Raw genomic sequence first — 17610 nt, forward strand, 5'->3', positions numbered from 1 at the left:
CGCCTCCTCCATGCTAGAGCCCCATCGCACCAGGCTGAGCAGCGCGCTCGCGAAGCTCGACGGCACCCTCGAGCGGCTCGCGCGCGCCGCCGTGACCCTGGCGCCGTGGCCGATCCTCTTCGGCATGAGCATCGCCGTGTCGGCGTGGGTCTTCACCCACCCGAGCCGCGTCGCCCTGCTCTCGACGAACAAGCTGACCGAGCTGGAGCGCCGCTGGATGGCCGGCGGCGCCGTCGCCGCCATCGTGGGGGTCGGCCTCGCCTACTTCTTCGTGATGCTGGCGAGGCGCGCCTTGACCCGCTCGTGGGACGTCGTGGGCACGGTGGGCCGCCTCAACCGCGCCCTCGCCCCCCTGCTCGCGCTCCCCTTCGTCGCCGCGCTCAAGCTGCCGAACATCGAGAAGGACAGCCCGAAGACCGCGATCTTCTACGCCGTCCTCGCCGCCGCGACGGTGGGCGCCGGCGTCTACGCCTGGGGCCGCAGCGCGCGGCTCTCGCCCGCGCTCGACGACGCGCCCGCCCTCGACGACGCGCCCGCAAGCGGCGGCCCGCTCGCCAGCGCCGGCCGGTGGCTCGCGCCGCTCGCCGTCCTCGCCCTGTGGGCAGGCTACGCCCTCTTCTTCTCCCGGCTCGCGATCACCAACCACCACGCGCTGCACACGCGGACGCCGGACCTCGGGTACTACGACAACATCTTCTACCAGTCGATCCACGGGCGACCGCTCGGCTGCTCCTGGCTCCGCGCCGGCTACCACGGCTCCGCGCACTTCGATCCCATCCTCGTCCTGCTCTCGCCGCTCTACCTCATCTACCCGCGGGCGGAGTTCCTCCTCGTGCTCCAGTCCGTGTGGCTCGGCGCCGGCGTGATCCCGGTGTACCTGCTCGCGCTCGACAAGCTCGAGCACCGCGGCAAGGCGCTCCTGCTCGCCGCCGTGTGGGCCCTCTACCCGGCCCTGCACGGCGCGAACATGTACGAGTTCCACTCGCTCGCGCTGATCTCGCCGCTCGTCGTCTGGCTCCTCTACTTCTACGAGACCGGCAGGGACCGGTGGTACTGGGTCACCCTCGCCGCGCTGCTGCTCTGCCGCGAGGACGTCTCGCTCCTGATGTGCTTCATCGGGCTCTACGCCATCTTCGACCGGCGCGCGGGCCGGACGCGCCTCGGCTGGGTGACCATCGCGACGAGCCTCGTCTACTTCGTCATCGTGAAGCTGTTCTTCATGACGTCGGCCGGCATCATCATGTCGGGCAAGGACGCGTACTCGTTCGCCTACTACTACGAGGAGCTCATGCCGAACCGGAGCGGGCTCGGCGGCCTCGTCATCTCCCTCCTCACGAACCCCGTCTTCGCCCTCAAGGTCATGCTCGAGGAGCCGAAGATCCTCTTCCTGCTCCAGCTCTTCGTCCCCCTCTGCTTCCTGCCCTTCCTCGCCAAGCCCGGGCGGTGGATGCTCGCCTACGGGCTCCTGTTCTGTCTGCTCGCCTCGCGCGACGCGGTCTTCTCGATCCACTTCCAGTACTCGTCGATCCTCTTCCCCATCGCCTTCGTGCTGACGCCGATCGCGCTCAGGCGGGCCGAGGACTCGGCGCCGGCGGCGTACTTCGGGCTCGACGGGCGGCGGCTCTCGCGCGCGCTGCTCGCGGCGACCCTCGTGGCGAGCGCGCTCGTGTCGTGGAAGTTCGGCGGCCTCGTCGAGAATGCCTCGTTCAGGGGAGGCTTCCACCGCGTGGCGCGCACGCTGACGCCCGAGCAGGAGGCGACTTACGCGTGGGTCAGGCAGCAGGTCGAGTCGATCCCGCCCGGGGCGATCGTCGGCGCGACGAGCAAGATGGGGCCGCACGTGTCCAACCGGAAGGAAGCCTATTTCTACCCGGGCGACCGCGCCGCCATCGTCCAGTACGTGTTCCTCGACGAGGGGGAGCTCAAGGGCAAGGACCTGGAGCGCCACAACGCGGCCGTGAAGCGCGGCGAGCTCACGGAGCTCGGCCGGCTGAAGAAGATGGCGCTCTTCAAGCGGGTGAAGCCGGCGGCGAAGCAGCCGCCGAAAGCTCCGGCCGAGCGCGACGAGCCCCCTACCGAAGGCCCGGCTCCGGAGCTACGAAAGCCGGACAGAAAAGACGGCGGCGCGCCGCCCGAGCCCACCAGCACCGCGGAGCAAGATGAAGACCCTCCTCCTGGCCCATGACTTCGACGAGACCTCGGAGCGCGCGCTCGACACGGCGATCGAGCTCGCCCGCAAGCTCCCCGCGAAGGTCGTCGTTTCACACGTGTACAGCGTGCCCGTCTACACCTTCCCGGAGGGCTCGTCGTTGATCCCTTCGGCCGAGGACGCGTCGCGCCTCGCCGAGGCGGCCCAGCGGAGCCTCGATCAGGTGCTCGAGCGCCGGCGCGCCGTGACCGACGTCGAGATCTCGGGCACGCTGCGCGCCGGCGTCCCCGACGAGGAGATCTGCCGGCTCGCGGACGAGATCGGCGCCGACATGATCGTGATCGGGACGCACACGCGCGGAGCGGTCGCGCGGGCGCTGCTCGGCAGCGTGGCCCAGCGGGTGGTGCGCACGGCGAAGGTCCCCGTGCTGACGATCCGCGGCCCGCAATCCGCTGCCTGAAGCGGCCCGGTCCCCCCGCCAGCACCCCGCCGGCGGGTCGGGGAGCTTCCAGATCGGGTATTAGAAATTTCCCGACGTCCTGCCAAATGCATCCGGCCGCGGCTCCGAAACCTCGTTGAAACATCGGGCACGTTACGCCCCAGTCATGAAGATCGACACTGGGGATACGGCCTGGCTCCTCGCATCGACAGCCCTCGTCCTTTTCATGACGCCGGGCCTCGCCCTGTTCTACGGCGGCATGGTGCGCCGCAAGAACGTGCTCGCGACGCTCATGCACTCGTTCGCGGCGCTCGCGGTGATCTCCGTGCAGTGGGTGGCGATCGGGTACTCGCTCGCGTTCGGCACGTCGCAGGGCGGGCTCATCGGCGGGCTCGATTATGTCGGCATGCGGGGGCTCGCGGGCGTGGAGCGGGGCACCGTGCCGCACCTCGCCTTCGCGGCGTTCCAGATGATGTTCGCGGTGATCACGCCCGCGCTCATCGCGGGGGCGTTCGCCGAGCGCATGCGGTTCCCGGCGTATCTGGTCTTCATCCTGCTCTGGTCCACGCTCGTCTATGATCCCGTCGCCCACTGGGTGTGGGCGGAGAAGGGGTGGCTCTACGAGATGGGGGCGCTCGACTTCGCGGGCGGCACCGTCGTCCACCTCGCCGCGGGCATCTCGGCGCTGATCTGCGCGATCGTGCTGGGCAGGCGCTCGGGGTACCCGCACGAGCGGCACGTGCCGCACAACCTGACGATGACCCTGACGGGCACGGGCATCCTCTGGTTCGGCTGGTTCGGCTTCAACGCCGGCAGCGCGCTCACCTCGGGCGGGCTCGCGGCGCTGGCGCTGCTCGACACGCACGTCGCGGCGGCGGCGGGCGGCGCGGCGTGGCTCTTCGTCGAGTGGGCGCAGCGGGGCAAGCCGACCGCGCTCGGCGTCGCGTCCGGCATCGTGGCCGGGCTCGTCGGCATCACGCCGGCGGCCGGGTTCGTCGCGCCCTGGGCCGCGGCCGTGATCGGCCTGCTCGCGGGCGCGGTCTGCTACGTGGCGGTCGTCTCGAAGGAGCGCCTCCGCTACGACGACTCGCTCGACGCGTTCGGCGTCCACGGCGTGGGCGGCCTCCTCGGCGCCATCCTGACCGGCGTGTTCGCGGAGAAGGCCCTGAACGAGGGCGGCCGCGACGGCGTGATCGCCGGCAACCCCGGTCAGCTGGTCCCGCAGCTCGCCGGCATCGTGGCCGTCGGGCTGTACGCGGCGCTCGTGACCTTCCTGCTCCTCAAGCTCGTCGACAAGCTGATCGGCCTGCGCGTGGCCGAGAGCGACGAGCGCGAGGGCCTCGACGCCACCGAGCACGGCGAGACCGGCTACGCGCTGTAGCGACACAGGCGCCCCCCCAGCCCCCAGCGTCGTCTCGGGCCTCGGCCGGGCTCGCTCTCCTGGTAAGGAGGGGGGTGGGGCGCCGTCGTAGTTGCCTCCACCCGGGCGCACCGCTAGAGCGACAGACGGTTCGAACCGCCGGGGCGCCAGGGATGCCATGAGAGGTCGACGCTCTCTCGGCGCCCCCAGCGCCCCGACGGCTTCTCCCCCCGGACCGATCGGTGCTCCAGCTTGCGCCGAACCTTTCCCCTGGGCGCGCGCCGAGCGAGCGCCCCGTCATCACGGAGCAGACAGGCATGAGCGGCCATTCCAAGTGGGCCACCATCAAGCGGAAGAAGGGCGCCCTCGACGCGAAGCGCGGCAAGCTCTTCACCAAGCTCATCAAGGAGATCACCGTCGCCTCGCGCATGGGCGGCGGAGACCCGAACGGCAACCCGCGCCTCCGGAAGGCGATCAACGACGCCAAGGGCCAGGCGATGCCCGCCGACACGATCAAGCGCGCCATCCAGCGCGGCACCGGCGAGATCGAGGGCGCGAACTACGAGGAGATCCTCTACGAAGGCACCGGCCCCGGCGGGACCCTGTTCCTCTGCGAGGCGATGACCGACAACCGGAACCGCACCGTCGCCGAGATCCGGAAGATCTTCGAGAAGAACAACGGGCAGCTCGGCGCCGGCGGCTCCGCGCAGTGGGCCTTCGATCGCAAGGGGATCATCCTCCTCGCGAAGGACGCGGCGACCGAAGACCAGCTCATGGACACCGCCGTGGGCGCGGGCGCCGACGACTACAGCGACCAGGGCGAGGAGTGGCAGGTGCTCTCCAGCGTCGAGGCGATGGACGCCGTCGTGAAGGCCCTCGAGGACGCGAAGATCGCGGTGAAGTCGAGCACCGCGGGCTACGTCCCCAAGACCAAGAAAGAGGTCGCCGGCCGCGACGCCGAGGTCTGTCTCAACCTCGTCGACTCGCTCGACGACCACGACGACGTGCAGAACGTCTACGCCGACTTCGACGTCCCCGAAGAGGAGCTCGCGAAGCTCGAGGGGTGACGCCCCGCCCGACGAGGGCGCCCGCACGTCACGGGCGCCAGATCGGGAAGCTCACGATCGCCCACGAGAAGAACGCGTGGGCGAAGAGCGCCGGCGGCAGGCGGCCGGTGCGGTGCACCACGCGGCCCCACACGATCGAGCAGCCGAAGCCCGCCGCGACGAGCAGCGGGTTCGGCCCGGCGAGCGGATCGCCGAGCAAGAAGAGCGTGGGGAGGTGCGCGGCGGCGAAGAGCGCGCTCGACAGCAGCCAGGCGGTCACCTGGCCGAACGGCCCCTCGAGCGCCCGCATGACGAGCCCACGCCAGACGAGCTCCTCGAGCGCGGCCACGACGAAGACGATCGCGCCGGTGAACACGCGCGCGTCGGCCAGGGGGTCGCCGAGGTGGAGGTACAGGCGGAGCAGCCACGCCTCGCGCGGCGAGCCCCGCGGGGCGAGCGCCAGCTGCACCGCCATGGCCATGCCGTAGAGCACCGCCGCGACGAGCGCGCCGCGCGCGAGATCGCCCGACAGCGGGCGGAGCGCGGCGCGCAGCTCGCCGCGCCGGCGGAGCCACAGTGCGGTGACCGCCGCGAGGACGGCGTAGAGCGCGCCGAGCGGCGCGAGCATGCCGGGCGCGCCCGCGCGATCGGGGTGGAACGCGTACGCGACCGCGAGCGCGACACAGGCGGTGACGGACGCGGCGATGAGCGCGGCCTCGCGGCGCGAGGCCCGCGGCGGCTCGCGCGGGTCCGTGGCCGGCGGGTCGCTCGGGATCATCGCGCGCACAGCTGCACGACCCGGTCGAGGATGCGGTCGGCGAGCACGGGCTTGGGCAACACGCCGAGCGCGTCGGCGGCGTCGCGGGTCACGAGCGTGGCGCGGTTGTCGTCCCGGCCGAACGAGTCCGCGGCGTGGTTGGCGACGATCATGTCGACGCGCTTGCTCGCGAGCTTGCGCCGGGCATAGGCGACCACGCCGTCGTCCGAGGCGGTCTCGACGGCGAACCCGACGAGCGCCAGCGGTCGCGCGCCGCCCTCGCGCGCGGAGGCGTCGAGGCCGGCGCGCGCGAGGCCGACCTCGGCGAGCAGGTCGGGGTTCGGGACGAGCGGGAGCGAGGCGAGATCCGGCGTCCGCTTCAGCTTTGTCGCGTGCTGCTCGGCCGGGCGGTAGTCGGACACCGCGGCCGTCATGATCAGCGCGTCGGCGCCGCGGAGGTCCTCGCCGAGCGCCTGCCAGAGCGCGGCGCGCATCTCGAGCGCGCCGCGCACGTCGACGCGCCGCGCTCCGGGCGGCGTGGCGAGCGACACGGGACCGGCGATGAGCGTGACCTGCGCGCCGCGGAGCGCCGCCCGCTCGGCCACGGCGAAGCCCATCTTGCCGGTCGACCGGTTGCCGAGGAAGCGCACGGGATCGAGGTCCTCGAGCGTGGGCCCCGCGGTGACGACGAGGCGGAGCCCCGCGAGATCGCGCGGGCCGAGCCGCGAGAGCGCCGCGGCCGCGATCGCCGCGGGCTCGGCCATGCGACCGAGGCCGCGTTCGCCCGAGGCGACCTCGCCGAACACCGGGCCGACGAGCTCCACGCGCCCGTCGGCCTCGAGCGTGGCGATGTTCCGCGCGGTCGCGGGGTGCGCCCACATGCGGGGGTGCATCGCCGGCGCGGCGAGCACCGGGCCCTTCGCGCACAGGGCGAGCGCCGTCACGAGGTCGTCGGCGCGGCCGGCGGCGAGGCGGGCGAGCACGTCGGCGGTCGCGGGCACGAGGAGCACGAGGTCCGCCTCGGCGGCGAGCGCGACGTGCAGCTCGCCCGCGAACCCCGGGTCCCACATCGTGTCGCGCACGGGCGCGCCGCAGAGCCCGCTCAGCGTCATCGGGCCGAGGAACTGCTGCGCCGCGCGGGTCATGATCGGGAGCACGCGCGCGCCGCCCTGGATCAGGAGCCGCGCGACCTCGGCGGCCTTGTACGCGGCGATGCTGCCGGAGACCGCGAGCGCGACGGTCGGTCGCCCGCCGGCGGCGGTGTGGCCGGCGGCCGGCGGAGCGGGGGCGTCGGGGGGAGGCGCAGGAGAGGACGGCGTTCGGCCGGACATGACGCAGGTGCAGCGTGGGGGAGCCGCTTCGCGGTCCCCGGCCGACATCGGTCGGGAGCCGCGGCGCGGTCCTCGGCCAACATCGGTCGGGAGCCGCTGCGCGGTCCCTTGTGAACATCGATCGGCGGCCGCCTCGCGGTCCACCTCCGCCCACCGTGGCACGAAAACCGGCAGCCGTACACGCTGCGCCGCGGGCGGATGCTACCCTCGCCGGGTGCGCTCCTTCGATCGGTCGCGGGGCCGCGCCCGGGCGGGCTCCGAGCAGCTCGTCACGGTGGCGACGTACAGCGAGTCCGTCGAGGCGCAGATGGGGCGCTCGGCCCTGTCCGCTCACGGCATCCGCGCCTTCATCGCCGATGAGCACGTGGCGACGCTGACACCTCATTATATCGGCAGGTCCCTCGGGATCCGGCTCCAGGTGCCGCGCGCGGATCTGGAGCGGGCGACCGAGATCCTGAAGCCGCCGCCCGTCGACGACGATCGCGAGCTCGACGAGGACGACGAAGCGGCCGAGCTCGATGGCCCGAAGTGCCCGGCGTGCGGCGCGCGCTACGCTTACCGCGAGTGGGCCCCGGGTCAGATCCTCGCCATCCTCTTGCTGCTCGGGTTGCCGCTCCTCGTCCTGAAGAAGCGGTGGCACTGCCGCAAGTGCGATGCCTACTGGCCCCCGGGGACGAACGCGCCGAGGCGCGGGAATCCCTACCGCGCGCCGCGCGGAGCGGCGCTGCGTCCGAAGGGCCAGTGAGCCAGCGGCGGCCGCGACGCGGCGCGCCCGGCGCCGCGCCGGAGCCACCGTGACGTGGCGGGGAGAAATCCCAGGCGGGATTTCTGGCGCGCGGCAGTAGCATCCCCCACCGGGAGCTCGTCATGCTCCCTCAGAGGAACACGACAACGATGGCAAGCACCGTCCTCACCGGCATCAAGCCCACCGGAACGCCGCACCTCGGCAACTTCGTGGGGGCGATCAAGCCGGCGCTCGCGCTCGCGGGGACCGCGTCGACCGCGCTCTACTTCGTCGCGGACTACCACGCGCTCAACAGCATCCACGACGCGCAGAAGCTCCGCGGCCTGGTCCACGAGGTCGCCGCGACCTGGCTCGCGCTCGGCCTCGACCCCGAGAAGGTCATCTTTTACCGGCAATCCGAGGTCCCGGAGATCCTCGAGCTCACCTGGATCCTGTCGTGCTTCACCGCGAAGGGGCTCATGAACCGCGCGCACGCCTACAAGGCCGCTGTCGCCAAGAACATGGAGTCCCGGGCGTCGAGCGCCGCGACCGCGGAGGACATGGACGACCTCGACGCCGGGATCAACATGGGCCTCTACAACTATCCGGTGCTGATGGCGGCCGACATCCTCCTGTTCAAGACGAATGTCGTGCCCGTGGGCAAGGACCAGGTCCAGCACATCGAGATCGCCCGCGACATCGCGCAGCGGTTCAACGCGATCTACGGCCCGGTCCTGGTCCTGCCCGAGGCGCGCATCGACGCCCACACCGCCGTGATCCCGGGCCTCGACGGCCGCAAGATGAGCAAGAGCTACGACAACACCATCCCGCTCTTCTTGCCGCCGGAGAAGCTGCGCAAGACGATCTTCAAGTACAAGACGGACTCGTCGCCCCCGAGCGAGCCGAAGGATCCGGACACCTCGCCGCTGTTCCACCTCTACCGGGAGTTCGCGACGCCCGAGGAGACGGAGGCGCTCCGCGGCCGCTACCGGAGCGGCATCGGCTGGGGCGAGGCGAAAGAGGCCGTGTTCGAGGTGCTGAACCGCGCGCTGGAGGAGCCGCGCCGGCGCTACGCCGAGCTCATGGCCGACACGGCGCGCGTCGACGCGCTGCTCGCGCAGGGCGCGGCGCGCGCGCGGCAGATCGCGAGCGCGACGATCCAGGAGACACGCAAGGCGGTCGGCATCCGCTGAAGGCCGCCGCCGGCGCAGGCGGACGTGCGCTGACGCCGGCCGCCGGCGCCGGCGGGCGGCGGCCGATCAGCCGCCGTCGCCCTTCTTCTGGCGCCGCTTCTTGCTCTTGCCGTCCTTCGCCTCGTCGCCCGCAGGGTCCTTCTGGCCGCGGGCCTCTCTCGCGCCCTTGCCCTCGGGCTGCTCGTTCGAGGCTTGCACGGTGCCGGCGCCCTCCGCAGGCGGGGCGTCCTCGCCGCGCGCATCCCCCTTCGCTCGGAAGGTGCCGATCCCCGCGCGCTCGGTCCAGCCGCGCTCGCCCGTGAGCCCCGGCTCGCGGCTCTCGACGGTGCCGCCGCCCGGCTCGGGGCCGGTCACGCCGGGCGTGCGGACGTCCGGGCCCTGCGTGACCACGAGGTACTCGTCGGCCACGTACTCGGGGTGATTGTCGTCGGCCACCTTGACCCCCGGATCGCGCGGGCCGCTCCCGACATGGATGATCTGCGTGGTCGGCGGGTAGCTGTCGCTCCACTTCTCCCGCACGCCATAGGCGCCGTCGCGCACGACCCGCGAGCTCGTCGTCCGGAAGCCGGGGATGCCGCGCTGGGCGAGCGTCCGTGTCCCCTCAGGCAGCTTCGGCGTCGGGCGCTCCAGCTCCTCGAACGGGATGACCTCGTCGATGCGGCGAAAGTACGTGACCGTGAGCTTGCGCGAGGGGCCGAGGATCTCGGCGCGCACGACGCCGCCGGCCACCGTCTCGTGGAGCACGATCGGGAAGTCGAACGGGTTCCTGAAGCGGTAGTTGATCGTCGGATAGACGACGGTCGCGTCGAGGCCGAGCTTGATGTAGTAGCTCGGACGGGAGTGCGGGTAGCGCTCGACGATCTCGAGCCCCGCGAAGAACGCGGCGCCGTGGAGCGTGCCCGAGATCTGGCAAGTCCCGCCGCCGAGCCCGTCGACGAGCTCCCCCTGGGCGATGACCGGAGCGACCCGGTAGCCGTGCGCCTCGTCGCGCGGGCCGACCGTCTCGTTGAAGTCGAAGATCTCCCCCGGCAGGACGACCACCCCGTCGAGCTTCGAGGCGGCGAGCCTGAGGTTATACGTCCTCTCCTTGGACTTCGCCCCGGTCGCGTAGCGCGTCTCGAAGTAGCCGAGCACCTGGTCGAACTTGACGTTGCCGAGCTGCTCCGCGACGAGCTTCGGCGCGATCGTCTCGACGCTGGCCTGCGCCGTGTCCTCGCCCGCCCGGAGGGCGGCGTCGATCCGCGCGAGGGTGCCGTAGACGTCCAGCCGATACCCGATCTTCTCGGGCCTGAGCTGCTTCGCCTCCAGATCGACATAGGCGTCGACCGCCGGCGCGTCGAGCTCGACCTTGAGATCGAGCAGCTTGCTGATCGCCCGCTCGGAGTCGAGGAGGAGCGGGATCGGGATGTCGAGCGGGGCGTCCTCGTCCACGCGCTCGTGCGCGCGGCGGAGCGCGCTCTCCGGGCGGAGCGCCTCGCGGACGAACTCGGCGAGGCGGACGCGGTTGATCTCGACGCCGAGGTCGTTGCGGCGCAGCGCGCGCGCGGAGCCGTCGGGGAGCACGATCCGGATCTCGCCGGTCGCGTAGCGGCGCACGAGATCGAGCGCGTTGGCCACGACGTCGCCGCCCGTCGGCACCGGCACCGCTGCGACGCGGAGCACCGGCGGAGGCTTCGGGCCGTCGTCCGGCGGCGGCGGCAGCACGAGGTAGGTGATGACCAGGCCGCTCGTGACGAAGATCGCCACCAGCGCGGCGAACCGCCAGAGCTCCGGCGAGCGGCGAAGATCCATGCGAGGGCGGCCATCTTGAAAAGCCTTCCCCGAACCGTCAAGGAAACGCCGCCGCCGGCGCGGCCTAGCCGGTCACGGGGCGGTGCCCGCCCCGGGGGCCGCGCGGCCGCGCGGCGCCTTCGACGCGGCGTGCGCGGCCCGGAGGAGCGGCGCCCCGATGGAGCCCGCCCTGGGCACGATGAAGCCGCCCCGCCCGTGCGGCGCGCGGTTTGCGGGCGCGGACCGCAGGAGGTACGCGCCCGCGAGCGCCACGAGGACCGCGAGGACGACGGACGCCACGGGGACGAGCCAGCGCCGCGCGCGTCGTTCGGGCGGCGGAGCGCTCGCGCCGCGCTCCACGACCGCGCGCCCGGGGGGCTCGGCCGCCTGTGGCGAGCTCTGCTGGGTAGGCGGATAGTCCGGGTCGTTCGAGCGCTCGCGCGCGATCTGCATCGCCTCCTGGATCGCGGCGCGCCGGCGCTCGCCGCGCGGGCCGAGCAGCCGCTGCATCAGCGCGGCGAGCTCATCGGCGGTGGCGAGCGGCGTCGTCAGCGACGCCTGCTCGATGGCGCGGCGCAGCTCGGCCATCGACGCGAAGCGCTCGTCCCTGGGCTTCGCGAGCGCCCTCATGACGATGCGCCCGACGTCGTCCGGGAGCGAAGGGACGAGCGTGCGCGGCGGCTCGGCCGCGGCCTTGTCGCAGATGCGGCGCACCGTCGCAGGCTCGTTCTCGGCGAGGAAGGGGTGCTTGCCCGTCACCAGCTGATAGAAGACGATCCCGAGCGTGAACACGTCGGTGCGCCGATCGATGGGCTCGCTGCCCGCCTGCTCCGGCGACATGTACGCGTACTTGCCCTTCACCTGGCCGACCTTGGTGCGCTGCAGGTTCGAGGCGGCCTTGGCGACGCCGAAGTCGAGGATCTTCACCGATCCGTCGTAGCCGACCAGGATGTTTTGCGGCGAGACGTCGCGGTGGACGAGGCCGACGAGCTTGCCGTCGCGGCCGCGCAGCTCGTGCGCCGCGTGCAGGCCGAGCGCCGCCTCGGCGACGATGCGGAGCGCGACCGGGAGCGGGACGCCGCCGCGCGCCTTGCTCTCGCGGAGAACGAGGTTGAGCGGCTCGCCGTCGATGAGCTCCATCACCTGATAGAGGACGCCGTCCTCCTCGCCCGCATCGATGGTCTCCGCGACGTTCGGGTGGTGGATCTGCGAGACGAGCGTGGCCTCGTCCAGGAACATCGCCTCGAAGTCGGGGTCGTCGCTCAGCTCGGCGCGCAGCAGCTTGACGGCGACGATCCTCGGGAGCTGACCGCTCGTTCGAGCGGCCCACACCGAGGCCATGCCCCCGAGCGCGATGGGGACGAGGAGCTCATAGCGACCGAGCGTGTGGCCAGCGCGTACTTCTCCCATGGTGCTCACGTGCCGAGTAACCCCGGAGCGGGGCTGTCCCCGCCGGGAATGGAGCCCGCCGAGCGCGGCCTCCATGAGGTCGGGTTCGCGAGGAGCGCTCGGTGTGCCAGGTGGTGATCTTGATCGAGGATCGACAGCGCGCGCCCGGAGCGAAGCCGGGCGCCTGATGTCCGGATCGTCGCAGAGAACGCCTTGGCGCTCAACCCGGAACGCTGTTCGGTCGCGGCGTGATCTTTACACCGGTCCATCGCGCCGCGGGCCCGCGCGCGCTCACCGGGTGAGCCCCGGAGCCTTCTCGGCATCACCGCCGCCCTCCTCCGGCGCGGCGGACGGCGCGGGCTCGGGAGACGGGATGACCTTGCGCAGCGCGGACAGGTGGCGCTTGGTCACACCGGTGACCGCCAGGATCTGCGCGTCGGTCGCGCGGCGCACGCCCTCCAGCGAGCCGAGCTCCCGGAGGAGCGCCGTCCTCACCGCGCTGCCGAGCCCCGGGATGTCCTCGATCTCGGAGCGGAGGCGCCGCGCCTTGCCCAGCCGCTTGCGCGCGTGATTGGCGAACCGGTGCGCCTCGTCGCGCGCCCGCGCCAGGAAGAAGAGGGCCGAGCTCGTGGAGCGGAGCGGGATACCGTTCTTCTGACCAGGCAGGTAGACGCGGTCGACGAGCTTCTCGCCGGACTGCGTCTCGCGCTCCTTCGCGAGACCGACGATCGGAAGGTCGTGCAGGCCGAGATCGCGCGCCGCCGACAGCGCGACTTGGAGCTGGCCGCGCCCGCCGTCGACCACGAGCAGGTCCGGCAGATCCCACTCGGCTCCGCCGGACTGCGCGCTCTTCGGCGCCTCGCTGGCCGAGCCGGCGGCCTGCCGCTCCGCGGTCGCGGTCGCCTGCGCCGCTTCCGTCTCCGGCGGAGCGTCGCCCGCGCTCACCGGGTCGACCGCCTCTTCGGCCGCGTCCGCCTCGATCGCCTCGCCGTCCGGCGCCTCGTTCTCGATCGCGTCGTCGGGCGCGCCCTCGGCCGCGTCGCCCTCGGGCAGATCGCTCGCGTCCGCCTCGGAGGCGCCGGGCGCGGCGCCGCTCTCCGCGCCGTCCGCGACCGCCGGCGGGCTCGCCGGGCGAGCGGCCTTGCCGCGGCGGAAGCGCCGCGCGAGCACCTCGTACATCGCGGCGTAGTCGTCGCCGTCGGCCACGCTCTTCACGTTGAAGCTGCGGTAGCGCTTCTTGTCGGGCTGGCCGTCGAGCAGCGCCACGATCGATCCCACGGTGTCGCCGCCGCCGAGATGCGAGATGTCGCAGCACTCGATGCGACGCGGGAGCGTCGGGAGTCGGAGGCGCTCCCTGAGCTCCTCGAGGCGGGCCTCGAGATCGTCGGAGCTCCTCTGCTTCTCCCGGAACGCGTGAGCCGCGTTCTCGTTCGCCATCTTGAGCAGGTCGACGCGGGGCCCGCGCTGAGGCACGAAGAGCGTCACCTTGCGCCCGCGCCGATCGCTGAGCCACTCCGCGACGCCCTCGGCGCCGTCGGGCAACACCGGCACGAGGACCTCATCGGGGATCGTGGTGGACGCGACGCCATAGTACTCGTTGAGGAAGCCGCCGAGCACCTCGTCGTCGGGCAGCTCCATGTTGCGGAGCGAGAAGGACAGCGTGTCTGTCACGCGCCCCTGGCGCACCAGGATCACTTCGACCTCCACGAGCGTCCCCTCGCGGTAGAGGCCCACCACGTCTTGATCGACGTCCTTCACGTAGACGACGCGCTGCGCTTCCCGCACCGCCTCGACCGCCCGGAGCTGATCGCGGTAGATGGCGGCGCGCTCGAACTCGAGCTCCCGCGACGCGTCCCGCATTCGCGCGGTGAGCTCGCCCGTGAGCTCGTCGTGGCGCCCCTCGAGGAAGAGCGCGACCGAGCGGACCATCTCCGTATAGAGCGCGCGATCCACATCCATCACGCACGGCGCGAGGCAACGCTTGATCTGGTACTGCAGGCACGGCCGCCGCCGCGACGCCATCTCGGCATCGGAGCAGGTGCGGAGCTGGAAGTGTTTGTTGACCAGGTGGAGCGTCCGCCGCGCGCTCGTCGCCGAGTGGTACGGGCCGAAATAGCGGGCCTTGTCCGGCGCGGGGCGGCGGACCGTCTCGAGCATCGGCCACTCCTTCTGCGTGTCGAGCTTGAGGCAGAGGAAGTCCTTGTCGTCACGCAGCTTGACGTTGAACCGCGGCTTGTGCTGCTTGACGAGCTCGTTCTCGAGTACGGCCGCTTCCTTCTCGGTGGCGGTCACCACCGTCTCCAGATCGGCCACGATCTTCCGGAGTATCGGGATGAAGTACCGGGCGTCGCTCCCGCTCTCCTGAAAGTAGCTGCGGACGCGCGAGCGCAGGCTCTTCGCCTTGCCGACGTAGACGACGGCGCCCGTTTTGTCGATGAACAGATAGCAGCCAGGCTTCGTCGGGAGCGAGGCGAGCTTGGCTGCGAGGAGGGCTTCGGGATCCTGCTTGGCGCTCGGGTTGACCACGGCCGGAACGATCTAGAAGTCGCGCGCGCCGGCAGCAAGCGCCCCGATCACGGCCCCTCCGGCACAGCGGGGCGGCGCTGCCGCGCGGTCCTCCGTGACACCTCGGAAACGCCGGCGCGCGGCGCGGCGCAGCTCGCGGCGGAACGCCCTGGTCGAGATCTCACGCCGGCCGCCCGAACGGCGCGAGCCGCGGAGGCGCGGTGGCCTGCGCGACAGTCGCGCCGCCCCGCTCGTCGCGCGCGACTCGCGTGAGCGCGACGAGCGGGGCGGCGCCGCGACTGCGCGGCTTCGTCTGGGGCACGCTCGCGGAGCTCGGCGGCGCGGCGCGCTCGCGCGCGCCGGCGGCGGCGCCCTCGTGATCACGGCGCCGGCGCCCTCGCGTGTGTCGCCATCGCCCGTGTGGCCGGCGGCGGAGACGACAGCGGTGGTGGCTCACCGCGCGCGGCTCGCCTCGAGACGCGCCCTCGATCCGAGAGGCGGCCGAGCGGCAAGATCTTCGCAAGACCTCCCAGGAGCAGGTCTCGGGTGTCGCGCGTTCCTCCTTCGTGGCCTCGCGGGCGGCGGCGTCTTCGCCTCGGTCGCAATCTTGCGCGACTCCTCGTCGCCTCATCGCGCCCAGTCCGTCTGGAGCTTCTTGGCCTTGAGAGAGGCCGCCCGCTGGAGAGCGAGGTTGCCCAGGCCGGCCACCGCTGCCCGCTTGTCCTCGCCGTAGCTGCGCTTCGGGTTCTCCCCGCAAGCCACTTTCAGCCCGCCGGGCGCCGCGGTGACGCGCCTCTGGGGACCATCTGGGGAGCATCTGGGAAGCATCTGGGAGGCCCCGATGCCCGGCCGGCGCTCCATCTTTACCGCGCACCCTCTAATCAGGTTGCCTGAACCCGAAAGGACTTGTATGGTCGTAACACCACCAGCGACTGCCCGTTCGATACCCGGGTCCTGTGGCCAGAAGGCATCGGCGGACTGAGCCTGCGGCGCCACCGGTCCCGTATCTGGTTCCCGTTCGTTGCCGTCCAGGTGCGCCGCTGCACCTGGTGTCGGGTGGAGCCCGAGGTGGGAGTGCGCGTCGAACAGCCGAGGAGCGACGAACTGTCAACCAGCGTCCATCACCGCCGCCCCGCTCAGGGGCTCGATGTCGCCCTCGGCGGCGGCGGCGCGCTCTGCGCCCGCGAGCTGGGGCGAGCCGCGGACGAGCGTCACCCTCGTGCCCAGCGCGAGTGTCACCGCCTGAGTCAGGATGAGCGGCTGAGCAGGAGCGGCGGCCTCGAGACCTCCCGCGGGCAGACTTCCGGCTTGCCGGGGCGGCGGCCGGGTCGCGGGCGCGGCGAGCGGTTTGGGGGACACGGCCGTAGGCTGGGCAGCTCCAGCACAGCCGCAAAAAGACGCAGCCACGCCCGAGGCGAGGTGGCCTCGGCGCTGCAACATGGGTGGGCGCAACCGCCTCGGGCCTTCGCGCCGCTCCGCCGGGGGGACGCCCCGGCAGGTGGGTGGGGTAGCCCTCATGACGTCGACAGCGCCGGAGGGCGGATCGGCGGCGGACACGTTGCGGTCGATCCCGGAGAGCGGCTCGGTCCGGAGACGAAAGCTCGGGCATACAGACACGCCGCCGGTGCAGAGCGGAATGCAGAAATGAAAGACCTCCGGTCCAGCGCACCGGGGTGGGCTGGAACGGCGGCCTCGTCCATGACAGCTTTCCTCGATGAGGGCGGCTCACCCGGGGGGGTCGGCCTCCTCCGCGCTCCCTCGGTCAGGCGCCCGCTTCGGCTGCTGCGAGGTGGGTCGCGTGTGTCCGGAGCACAGGAAAGCCAACCTTCGTGGGAATGTCGCTGGCTCCCCGCGGTTACGGGTCTGCCCGCGGCGCGCGCCGCGCGGCAGCAGGAGAGGCCGCAGCGCGGCGGAGAGAGGACCGCGGCGCTGTCCATCGCACCCCTCCTGGGTTTGGGCAGAGCCTGGCTTCGCGGATCGGCCACCGGGCTTCGCCCCTCGGAGCGAAGCCAGCTGGCTTGGCTTCGCGGCGCGACGCCGCTGGGGAGACGCGCTGGCTGGAGTCCGGCTCGACCGGTCGCCCCAGCACGCCATGAGGGGACGGCGGGACGGGAGCTCGCGAGCGCGGGTTCCCGACGCGAGTTGAGGGGATGAGGGGGACACCTCTCGAATTATTTTCAACCAAGGTGCTGTTCAGCAGTTGACAACTCTAGCTATTCATGGGACGCGAGATCCAATGAGCAACGTCGAAACCGAGATCAAAAGCCACGTTGATGCATTCGTCTCTCAGCTGAGCGGACTTGTCCGCAAAGCGGCTCTCGAGGCCGTCGCCGACGCCTTGCGGGGGGAGGGCCAGCCGGCCGCTGCCGCCGCCGCGCCGCGCAAGGCGGGTCGGGCCAAGGCCGCTCCCCAGCCGGTTGCGGAGGTCAAGAAGGCGGCGGGGCGCCCCGCGCGCGCCGCGAAGCCCACCCGCAAGAAGGGCGAGAAGCGCTCGAAGGAAGAGCTCGCCGCCATGACGCAGAAGGTCCTGGAGCACATCCGGGCCAACAGCGGCCAGGGCGTGGAGCAGATCGCCAAGGATCTGGGCACCACCACGAAGGAGCTCACCCTCCCGATTCGGAAGCTGCTCGTCGAGAAGAAGATCACGTCGAAAGGAGAGAAGCGGGCGACCAAGTACTTTTCCCGCTGAAGCCGGCCTCGACACCCGCCGGGCGGGTCCGACCGAGCCGCCCGAGGTCGACGTCCAGCCTTCCTCCAAGCCCAGCAGGGGAACTCGTGGCCAGCCAGGAGCTCCCCAGGCAGGCGCGGAGGCGTCGCACATCGGGGCGGAGCAAGCTCCGCAGCCGTACACGCTTCCGGAACCCCCTCAGGAAAACTCCCCCAGCAATGCCCTCTCGGCGTAGCGCCGTGGAGAGCCCCGCACGCGCCGTGGAGAAATCCGCGCGCG

13 protein-coding genes are annotated in these 17610 nt (G+C 72.0%); 7 read left to right on the forward strand and 6 right to left on the reverse strand.

What is annotated here, in order from left to right; genetic code table 11:
* Positions 1-10: 10 nt before the first annotated feature.
* From NQZ70_RS43325 to NQZ70_RS43340, 4 genes are all read left to right on the forward strand, one after another.
* Positions 11-2185: a DUF2079 domain-containing protein gene (locus tag NQZ70_RS43325; protein WP_129579447.1), complete on the forward strand. Its 2175-nt coding sequence runs from the start codon at positions 11-13 to the stop codon at positions 2183-2185.
* A complete protein-coding gene (locus NQZ70_RS43330; RefSeq protein ID WP_129579448.1) occupies positions 2160-2609 on the forward strand; it encodes a universal stress protein in 450 nt (149 codons plus the stop codon). The genes NQZ70_RS43325 and NQZ70_RS43330 overlap by 26 nt, the downstream gene beginning before the upstream one ends.
* A 145-nt stretch (positions 2610-2754) precedes the next feature.
* Positions 2755-3969: an ammonium transporter gene (locus NQZ70_RS43335; protein ID WP_129579449.1), complete on the forward strand. Its 1215-nt coding sequence runs from the start codon at positions 2755-2757 to the stop codon at positions 3967-3969.
* Positions 3970-4265: 296 nt separating this feature from the next.
* Positions 4266-5015: a YebC/PmpR family DNA-binding transcriptional regulator gene (locus NQZ70_RS43340; protein WP_129579450.1), complete on the forward strand. Its 750-nt coding sequence runs from the start codon at positions 4266-4268 to the stop codon at positions 5013-5015.
* 28 nt (positions 5016-5043) lie between these two features.
* Here the strand turns inward: NQZ70_RS43340 and NQZ70_RS43345 are convergent, their stop codons facing one another.
* Together NQZ70_RS43345 and coaBC are read right to left on the reverse strand one after the other, a co-directional pair.
* Entirely contained in the window at positions 5044-5772 is a 729-nt protein-coding gene (locus tag NQZ70_RS43345) for a CPBP family intramembrane glutamic endopeptidase (protein WP_237244586.1), read from the reverse strand.
* The gene (coaBC, locus tag NQZ70_RS43350) at positions 5769-7082 is read right to left on the reverse strand and encodes a bifunctional phosphopantothenoylcysteine decarboxylase/phosphopantothenate--cysteine ligase CoaBC (protein WP_129579452.1); all 1314 of its coding nucleotides are present in this window, start codon (positions 7080-7082) and stop codon (positions 5769-5771) included. The genes NQZ70_RS43345 and coaBC overlap by 4 nt, the downstream gene beginning before the upstream one ends.
* Before the next feature lie 214 nt (positions 7083-7296).
* On the opposite strand from coaBC, the gene NQZ70_RS43355 reads away from it, so the two are divergent.
* Complete coding sequence (locus NQZ70_RS43355) at positions 7297-7827, forward strand: DUF2007 domain-containing protein (protein WP_165374458.1); 531 nt, start codon at positions 7297-7299, stop codon at positions 7825-7827.
* Between the two features lie 149 nt (positions 7828-7976).
* Complete coding sequence (locus tag NQZ70_RS43360; protein WP_129579454.1) at positions 7977-8999, forward strand: tryptophan--tRNA ligase; 1023 nt, start codon at positions 7977-7979, stop codon at positions 8997-8999.
* Between the two features lie 66 nt (positions 9000-9065).
* Here the strand turns inward: NQZ70_RS43360 and NQZ70_RS43365 are convergent, their stop codons facing one another.
* The 4 genes from NQZ70_RS43365 to NQZ70_RS43380 form a co-directional block, all read right to left on the reverse strand.
* Positions 9066-10790 (reverse strand): VanW family protein, encoded by a 1725-nt coding sequence (locus NQZ70_RS43365; protein WP_129579455.1) that lies wholly within the window; start codon positions 10788-10790, stop codon positions 9066-9068.
* A 72-nt stretch (positions 10791-10862) separates the two neighbouring features.
* Positions 10863-12179, reverse strand: coding sequence for a serine/threonine-protein kinase (locus NQZ70_RS43370; protein WP_272826813.1), 1317 nt, complete (start codon positions 12177-12179; stop codon positions 10863-10865).
* Positions 12180-12449: 270 nt separating this feature from the next.
* Positions 12450-14684: an excinuclease ABC subunit UvrC gene (gene uvrC / locus NQZ70_RS43375; protein WP_129579457.1), complete on the reverse strand. Its 2235-nt coding sequence runs from the start codon at positions 14682-14684 to the stop codon at positions 12450-12452.
* A 1086-nt stretch (positions 14685-15770) separates the two neighbouring features.
* Entirely contained in the window at positions 15771-15902 is a 132-nt protein-coding gene (locus NQZ70_RS43380) for a hypothetical protein (protein WP_257792747.1), read from the reverse strand.
* Positions 15903-16899: 997 nt separating this feature from the next.
* Between NQZ70_RS43380 and NQZ70_RS43385 the strand changes: the two genes are divergently transcribed.
* Complete coding sequence (locus NQZ70_RS43385; RefSeq protein WP_129579458.1) at positions 16900-17352, forward strand: DNA-binding protein; 453 nt, start codon at positions 16900-16902, stop codon at positions 17350-17352.
* The last annotated feature ends 258 nt before the right edge of the window (positions 17353-17610 follow it).

It is taken from the genome of Sorangium sp. So ce836, assembly GCF_028553905.1.
In the GTDB taxonomy this organism is placed as follows: Bacteria; Myxococcota_A; Polyangia; order Polyangiales; family Polyangiaceae; genus Sorangium; species Sorangium cellulosum_D.